Below are 8,596 nucleotides of genomic sequence, written 5' to 3' on the forward strand. Positions count from 1 at the left end.
CCATCAAAATCTCAAAAATCATTTTCGGGTTCCCTCTCGTATTTTTGCCCGTATCATACCGTAATTCAGCAACGCCAAATCTAAAATCTAAAATCTAAAATCTAAAATCGATTGACCTCCTGCCGAATACGTTCTGCCTTCAAAACGGTCAATTTCAGGTAAAATTCAGGATTGAGCCGATCGCTCAACCGTTAACCAATAAGCGTTCACCGCCGTCTGTCAGGAGTATACAGAAAATGGGTCTCAAGATTATTGAAAGCTACGATAGCAGTTTTGTCCTCGAACCCAATGCTAAAACTGCACTGTTCGGTTTGTTAACCGGTGAAAGCTTTGTCAAACAAGTAGCGCTACAATTGCAATGCTCGCGCATTGAGTTTGCCGAGTTACTTTTTCAGCCAGTCCCTTACAGCAGCGAGACGCCGAAGGGAATGCCTGCGGAATTTGAAAAGTATCACGAATCGAGCGATTTTGCGATCGTCAACGTCCCGCCTAATTTCATGTTCCAGGCCAAAATATTTAAACCCAGCCGCCTCTGTGCAATTTATCGAATCTTTAAGACTTAGGTAAAGGCTGGTTAATCTGTGGTTTAATCTCAAATCTCAAATCTCAAATCTCAAATCGGATGACAGAAGAAATTCAATCTCTCGCCAGCTTAGAATTCATTCCCTACATAGACTCCGAGGGAAAATTGCCCGAGTTAGTCCGGGGAAAAATTGGCGTTTACGCGATTTTCGACAGCGAGAAAGTGCTGCAATTTGTCGGCTATTCTCGCGACATTTACCTCAGCCTCAAACAGCATTTGGTACGCCAAACCCAGCATTGCTACTGGCTGAAAGTCCAAACTATTGACAAACCCAGCCGCACTATTCTAGAAAGCATTAGAGAAAGTTGGATTGCCGAAAACGGTTCCCAACCCCAGGGTAACGGTGCTGATGCTGCCAAGTGGAACGATCCCATCGACACCAAAACTGTGATGACTGCCCAAGAAACGGCAAATTATGAAGGTATCTTCGCCGATGAAATTGCCAAAGATAAATTGTTGAAAAATGTCGCGCGGCGCGTAGAAAATGAAATTTTATTGCTGTTGAAAGCTCGGGGTGTAACTGAAGAAATTCGGTTTAATCCCAAGCTGAAAACTAGCGGATTGCTCGATTTAAAGTAAATACAATAGTCCTTACTGCGAACCGTAGGGAAACGGCATTGCCGTTTCCCTAATTCCCGCGCTGCGAACCGTAGGGAAACGGCATTGCCGTTTGCCTAATTCCCGCGCCGGACAAGGCAATGCCGTTTCCACAATCTCCGCGCCGGACAAGGCAATGCCGTTTCCACAATCTCCGCGCCGGACAAGGCAATGCCGTTTCCCTACAGATGCTCGACTACAAAGTCTCTGATATCTTATCTCCGTTTGTTAACACTTTAACAGTTAACATTTAATAGATATCGGAATCTGCAAAATTAACTCGGTTCCTCGGCCCGGAGCAGAAATACAACTGATTTGACCTCGATGTTTTTCCACTACAATATCGTGACTGATTGCCAACCCTAATCCAGTACCCCGGCCTACAGGCTTCGTAGTAAAAAATGGGTCAAATATCTGGTGGCGCACGTCCTCACTCATCCCACAACCGTTATCGGCAATGTTAATCACAACGGATTTATAGTTTTGAGTTGCGACTTTTGAATCTTGATTGGGCAGGGCAGGTGCTGACTCAGAACTTAGTGAAGTGCTGATGGTAATTGTTCGAGGAGACGGTTGAGTTTCCAGGGCATCAATAGCATTAGTTAGCACGTTCATGAACACCTGATTTAACTGACTGGCATAACAGGTGACTTTTGGCAGTTGACTGTAGTGCTTGATAACCTCAATCTCATCTTTTTTGTTTGATCCCTTCAGTCGGTGTTTCAAAATAACTAAAGTGTTGTCAATGCCTTCATGAATATTCACTGGCTTGTACTTTTGTTCCCCAAGGCGGGAAAAGTTGCGCAAAGACATCACAATCTCGCTAATTCGAGAAGCACCCTCTGTCATCGAATTCAGCAGTTTTGGATAATCCTCTGCGATGAATTCGGGTTGAATCTCGTCCAATTCGCCGATAATTTCTGCAACGGGGTGGGGGTAGTAATGTTGGTACAATTCGACGAGGTGAAGCAAATCTCGCGCATAGTCCGCCGCTAGAGCAATATTGCCGTAGATAAAGTTGACTGGATTGTTGATTTCGTGAGCAATCCCTGCCACTAATTGACCTAAAGAAGCCATTTTTTCCTTCTGTATTAACTGAGCTTGAGTTTTCTTGAGTTCAGTTAAAGTTTGTTCGAGTTGCTGGGCGTAGGATTGTGTTTGTTGGAACAATTGGCGCTGCACGAGTTGATTTGAGACGCGAGCCAAAACTTCTTGTTCGTGAAACGGTTTCGTGATATAATCTCTACCGCCAACTTCAAAGGCTTTGACTTGATCGAACACTTCATTTAAAGCACTAATAAAAATAACGGGAATGTCCTTGGTTGTGGGAGAAGCTTTCAATGCTTGGCAGACTTTGTAGCCGTCCATACCGGGCATCATGATGTCGAGCAATATCAAGTCAGGAGGAATTAACTCGATCGACCGCAGAGCTAGTTTGCCGTCGGGTGCGGTGCGTGTTTTGTACCCTTGCTGGGAGAGTATTTGAGCTAAAAGTTGCAAATTATCCGGAATATCATCAACAATTAAAATATTTCCTTTTAAGATGTGAGTTGGTTCGTAATTCATATCTAGTTCGGTAAAATAACCTTTATAGGTTTGTAATATCGCAGGTTTATGAAGTAGGGACACCGCACCGTGCCGTGTCCCTACGGGGGGATAGATCCATACGATCTATCCGGGGTGTACTTCATAAACCTGCTATCTGCTGTAATATCATTCTTATTTTGTTTCGGGATGGATGAGAGCTAGTATTTCATTGAAAAGAAACTCGTTAGCCAATGCGGCTAGAGCAGTAGCTAAAGAGTCATTTCGATCGCGAATTTGCTCAATTTGGATCGTAATTAACTCTAAATCGCACTCTATTGTGGCTTTCTCTAAAGCTGCCAGCCAATCTGCAGGTAAAGCTGCAAGAGTCTCGGCAGTGAGAGCCTCGATTTGAGTTGACTCGGGAACACTCTCGGGTTCATCGTAAATGTAACGCACTCCCAGATGTTTGTGCAGGGTGGCAAAGATTTCTGTATCTCGAAAGGGTTTGTGGATAAAGTCATCGCAATCATCTGATACAGTAACGCTTCGCGCTTCCTCAACGTTACCGGCACTCAGGGCAATAATGGGGGTAGCTTGACCTTTAACGGTGGCTTTAATGCGTTTCGTCGCTTCATGCCCATCCATCACGGGCATCCACATATCCATAAAAATTAAGTGCGGCTCAAAACTCGACCACATTTCAATAGCTTGTTGGCCGTTGCTGGCTTCTTGGAGTTCAAAGTTAAAGGCAGCGAGGAGTTCGATCAGCAGTTTGCGGTTGTCGGCTCGATCGTCCACAATCAAAATACGATAGCGCGGCTGGTTGCGTTCTAGGGCTATCGCCCGACGCGGCGGCTGCACGGGTTGAATTGCCGCCGCATCAACGGCGGTGGCGGGGATATCAAACGCGAAGGTTGTGCCGATTCCTACTTCACTGCGCACAGTAATGATGCCGCCCATCAGCTTGACAAACTGTTGGCTGATGGCCAGCCCCAAGCCTGTTCCTTGCTGAGATGTTGCTCCTGTTTTGGTTTGCACGAAGGCTTGAAAAAGCTTCTCTAACTCATCAGGAGCGATGCCGGAACCAGTGTCTTCTATTTCAAAATGTAATTGGTAATTACTGATTGGTAATTGCTGAGTTTCACGCTCCATAACCGCACTTACTCTTACCGCAATGCCTCCCTCTTTCGTAAACTTAATGGCGTTAGAAAGCAGATTAATTAAAACTTGGCGCAACTTAAGTTGATCGGTTCGGACGTATTCGGGAATATTGTTAGAGCAGTCAAATATTAACTGCAATTGCCGATCCCGTGCCTGGAGTTGAAACATCTCTTCCACCTCGTTGAGCAAGCTGCTTAATTTAAAGTCTGTTGGGTTGATGGTAATGCGTCCCGCCTCTATTTTGGCTAAATCTAATATTTGATCGATCAGAGCTAGCAAGTGTTCTCCGCTGCGGTTGATGATGCGGATATTTTCCTGTTGTTCGCGAGTGAGGTTGGTAGAGCGCTGCATCAATTGGGAGAATCCCAGAATTGCGTTGAGCGGGGTGCGGAGTTCGTGGCTCATATTTGCCAGGAAAGTGCTTTTCGCGAGGTTGGCGGCTTCTGCTGCCCAGGCGGCTTGTTGGAGCTGCACTGCTTGCTGTTGAGTGGCTTCGAGCAATTGAGCTTGTTGTAAGGCGACCCCTAGTTGAGTGCTAATTTGCAGCCCTATATTGATTTCTGCTTCGCGCCAAGTGCGGGGTGCAGAATTTTGATAGCTGGCGAGCAAACCCCAAAGTTGACTGCCGCAAAATATGGGGAAAATAACGTAGGCTCTAGCTTGAAATTGTTTTAACAGTTCCAGGTAACAAGGACTCAACCCAGCGCTGTATATGTCTTCAATTATGCGGTAAGGAACGCCTCTAGCGTACATACCGCCTTGATTTTTTTGTAGATAGGTATCCAGCACTGGTTCAGCGCTGGCTTGCAGAGTTTTCACGCTACAGCGAGAGTCTTCGACGAGATTGTTTGGTAAATTAAAATCGTCGGTTTTTTGCATTAGAGATATCCAGCCCTGAGCCATTGATTCGGCAACAAATTCCCCGCTCCAATCAGGATTAAAACGATAGATGCCGACACGATCGCATTTTAGGGTTTGTCGCAGTTCAGAAGTTGTGGTTTTGAATATTGTGTCAATATCTAAGGACTGACGGATGCGATCGATCGATCGGGCGATGGCTTGTTCCCCCTGCGCGCTTTCTCGCAAAGCTGACTCGGCTTGTTGGCGATCGCTAATATCCAAGACAGTACCCACTAAACGGCTCAACTGCCCTTGTTCGTCATAAACCGGTTTCCCTCGGACTTCAATGTAACTGAGCGAGCCATCTCTGCGGAGCAACCGCAGATCGATTTCAAAGCTTTTTCCTGAACTAGCTCGCTCGCGAATCATTGTCAGATAGCGCGATCGATCTTCTGGATGAAAACGCTCGATTAATTGTTCGGTTGGCAGCGGTTTTTGAGTCGGATCGAGCTCGTAAATGCGATAGAGTTCCTCACTCCAAGTGGTTGTTGCTGTGGCGATCTCGTGTTCCCAACTGCCAATACGGGCAATTTTTTGGGCTTCCAGCAGTCGGGATTCGGCAAACTGGCGATCGCTAATGTCGCGGGCTACCCAAACAGCAGAGCTATCGGACAGCGGCGAAATTTTAGCAGCAAACCAAACTTCTTGGTTATTAATTAGCAGACTGTAATCAAAACTAATAGTTTGTTTGGTTTCTAATGCCTGTCGAACTTGAGCGAAATAAATCTCCTCGCTTTCTTCCTGAAAAAATTGTTCGATGATGGAGTCGAGCTGATTTTCCTGATAGTTGTATTGAAAAATCCCCTTGGTGGGTATAATTTGAATGGTTTTTTCTCGGGCTTCAAAAATCAATACAATATCGGTAATACACTCAAATATTTTCAGAAATTGGTCGGTAGAACTATAAAATTTTTGTGTTAGCAAGTTGCGCTCGACCATTTCATATTGTAAGAGTTCATTAGCACGATATAAGGCGGAGGTACGTTCGGCAACTTCTGCTTCTAAAGTGCGATTGTAGTCAGTTAATATTTTTGCAGATTGTTGGCGCTGTGCGATGTTATAAAAAGCACCGATCGCATAAATAATGTTTCCGCCTGCGTCGAAAATTGGTGTGGCGCGCACCTCAAAAGGAATAAATTCCCCGTCTCGATAAAGTTCTACATCTTCAAGGAACACTGTTTCACCGCGCAGTGCTCGGAATGCGGGCAGTTCTTCAGTTGGATAGGGCTGGTTTTGGCGGTAGATTTGATAAACTTCGACTGATTCTTCTAAAGTCGCATCGGGGATAGTTTCTACGCCGAGCCAATGCTTGGCAGTTTCGTTGAAGTACACGACTTTACCCGAGGCATCGTGGATAAATACTCCCCCAGGCACGGCTTCGATAAATTGCTGGAGTTGGCTCTCCCTCTGCGCTAAAGCTTCATTTAAAGATTTTTGTTCTGCAAAAGCCTGTTGCAGTTGCGCTGCCATAAGATTGAAGGAATTGGCGAGTTCTCCGACTTCATCGAAGCGTCTAATTTCTAAAGGTCGATCCCATTCGCCTTTGGCAACTTTTTTGGCTGCGGTATTCAAGCGCATAATTGGTTTTGTCACCCAACGGGAAGTCAACAATCCGATCGCGATCGCCAGCGGCAGCGTACCGGCACACAACCACAATGTCTTGCGCGTATTTGCTTGAATGCCAGCAATGAAATCAGACTCTGGCACTACCACCACAATCAACCAATCTAAGCCGCGGAAATCTCGATACGGAGTGACGCGGACAAACTGCCGCGATCGCTTGCTCGCTAGGGTCAATTTCTCGGTTGTTTGCAGCGTGCGGAAGTTGCCAAATCGGTGGGCGAGTTGTCGAGCAATATCTCGCGTTCGGGCGTCCTTGCTGTTGGTGGCTAGCAATGGCGTCGGTTGGTTTTTTGCTGGCGTCGCCAAGGGTGTTTCTAGTGTGGATGCGGCAATCAGATTGCCCGATCGATCCGTAATAAAAGTCTGTCCCGATGCAGAGAAGTGCAGCCTAGCCAGAAAGGTATTGATTGCCGAGGGCCCATTATTATCGGTGAGGCGATCGCTAATCCGTTCTGCTACTTGTTCGATTAACCGATGCGCTACATCCTCGACTGAGTCCTGACCGCTTTTGAAAGAAAGATAGCCTACTAGCCCAACTACGCTTACCGTTTGCAAAACAAACGGAACAATCAGAACCGTTCGCAGGGGAAGCTTGCTGAAAAATTTGGCGGCTGGGCGGTTGAATGGATAAATGGACATGGGTGTGAACCAATTGTACTGGCGATCGAATTTTAACTGCTGTAGTGTGGCTTTTCGGGCAATTGGCGCGCCCTACAGGCTCTGAAATTTTTCTCCGGATAGATAGCCAACTACCAGCGAAGATTGGGCGCGGCTGTTAAAATTTGCTTCTCTCAGTTCTGTTTCTAGCTGTTGGATTTTTGAGTTATTTTTACTTACAAAAACTGTCGCAAAATTTATATTTTTTATGTAGTTGTGCTATAGTTTATTCAATTTAATTGTCTGTAAACTGCTGTTTTTTGCAAATAAATACCATTATTTATTTGCAACTTAATTTCGGTTGAATTGCCTCTGAATTTGTCAAAGTCAAGCTAGAGTAGCTTTCGGGAAGTTTATGAATATTCGGGGTAGGGACGCGGCAGTGGCGTGTCCTCGGTATCATTCCGATGCCACCGGAAACGAGATAATTCCTTTCTGCTCGGAGTTTTAAAATTAGCTGTGTTAATCAGAATATCTCCATTGCCCGTTAGGATAAATCTCTCTTTCGATAGTTTTACGAGCCAAAATGTACAAGTTATTTGTGCGTTCATCCAGTCGCACTATGTAGATAGGCTGATACATATTTGTTAGGGAGCATCTCATCGTTGTAAAAGCACTTGTTCTGGCTCCTTCATTCTTCCTCGCAGCAAGAGAGCCTCAAAACTTAGATTTCTAGCTTGGGTGCTTTGATTGAGATGCTCCCTATTTGTTAACTCGCAGCAAACTACAAAGCATTTGAGTAACTGCGCTGCGGTAGGAATAATCTTTGCTGCTGCACTCTCGCACTTTTGGTGGTTTATTAGACAGCAGTCAATCGATTTTAGATTTTAAATTTTAGATTTTAGATTGAAGGATTGGAGAATTGAAGGATTGAAGAATTGAAGGATTGAAGAATTGACCGCTGATGAATCCGGGGACTTGTGACCAAATTACTTTTGGTCGGAGTTGGCAACATCTCGCAGTCAATCGATTTTAGATTTTAAATTTTAGATTTTAGATTGAAGGATTGGAGAATTGAAGGATTGAAGGATTGAAGAATTGACCGCTGATGAATCCGGGGACTTGTGACCAAATTACTTTTGGTCGGAGTTGGCAACATCTCGCAGTCAATCGATTTTAGATTTTAAATTTTAGATTTTAGATTGAAGGATTGGAGAATTGAAGGATTGAAGAATTGAAGGATTGAAGAATTGACCGCTGATGAATCCGGGGACTTGTGACCAAATTACTTTTGGTCGGAGTTGGCAACATCTCGCAGTCAATCGATTTTAGATTTTAAATTTTAGATTTTAGATTGAAGGATTGGAGAATTGAAGGATTGAAGAATTGAAGGATTGAAGAATTGACCGCTGATGAATCCGGGGACTTGTGACCAAATTACTTTTGGTCGGAGTTGGCAACATCTCGCAGTCAATCGATTTTAGATTTTAAATTTTAGATTTTAGATTGAAGGATTGGAGAATTGAAGGATTGAAGAATTGAAGGATTGAAGAATTGACCGCTGATGAATCCGGGGACTTGTGACCAAATTACTTTTGGTCGGAGTTG

Annotated in this window: 6 protein-coding genes; 2 read left to right on the top strand and 4 right to left on the bottom strand. The window is 44.8% G+C overall.

Annotated features, from left to right (window positions below):
- The first annotated feature begins 236 nt into the window (after positions 1-236).
- Together QUA99_RS26490 and QUA99_RS26495 are read left to right on the top strand one after the other, a co-directional pair.
- On the top strand, positions 237-563 hold the full coding sequence (locus QUA99_RS26490; RefSeq protein WP_333242545.1) for a hypothetical protein: 327 nt from the start codon (positions 237-239) through the stop codon (positions 561-563).
- Positions 564-622: 59 nt separating this feature from the next.
- Complete coding sequence (locus QUA99_RS26495; RefSeq protein WP_333242542.1) at positions 623-1,162, top strand: GIY-YIG nuclease family protein; 540 nt, start codon at positions 623-625, stop codon at positions 1,160-1,162.
- A 12-nt stretch (positions 1,163-1,174) separates the two neighbouring features.
- Here the strand turns inward: QUA99_RS26495 and QUA99_RS26500 are convergent, their stop codons facing one another.
- From QUA99_RS26500 to QUA99_RS33270, 4 genes are all read right to left on the bottom strand, one after another.
- Positions 1,175-1,312 carry a hypothetical protein gene (locus QUA99_RS26500; RefSeq protein ID WP_333242539.1) on the bottom strand — a complete coding sequence of 46 codons (138 nt, stop codon included), beginning with the start codon at positions 1,310-1,312 and terminating at the stop codon, positions 1,175-1,177.
- Positions 1,313-1,423: 111 nt separating this feature from the next.
- A complete protein-coding gene (locus QUA99_RS26505) occupies positions 1,424-2,746 on the bottom strand; it encodes a response regulator (RefSeq protein ID WP_333242537.1) in 1,323 nt (440 codons plus the stop codon).
- A 153-nt stretch (positions 2,747-2,899) separates the two neighbouring features.
- Positions 2,900-7,030 (bottom strand): ATP-binding protein, encoded by a 4,131-nt coding sequence (locus tag QUA99_RS26510; RefSeq protein WP_333242535.1) that lies wholly within the window; start codon positions 7,028-7,030, stop codon positions 2,900-2,902.
- A gap of 480 nt (positions 7,031-7,510) precedes the next feature.
- Positions 7,511-7,651, bottom strand: coding sequence for a DUF6888 family protein (locus tag QUA99_RS33270; RefSeq protein ID WP_445251042.1), 141 nt, complete (start codon positions 7,649-7,651; stop codon positions 7,511-7,513).
- Positions 7,652-8,596: the final 945 nt, after the last annotated feature.

Source organism: Microcoleus sp. F10-B2, from assembly GCF_036704965.1.
Taxonomy (GTDB): domain Bacteria; phylum Cyanobacteriota; class Cyanobacteriia; order Cyanobacteriales; family Microcoleaceae; genus Microcoleus.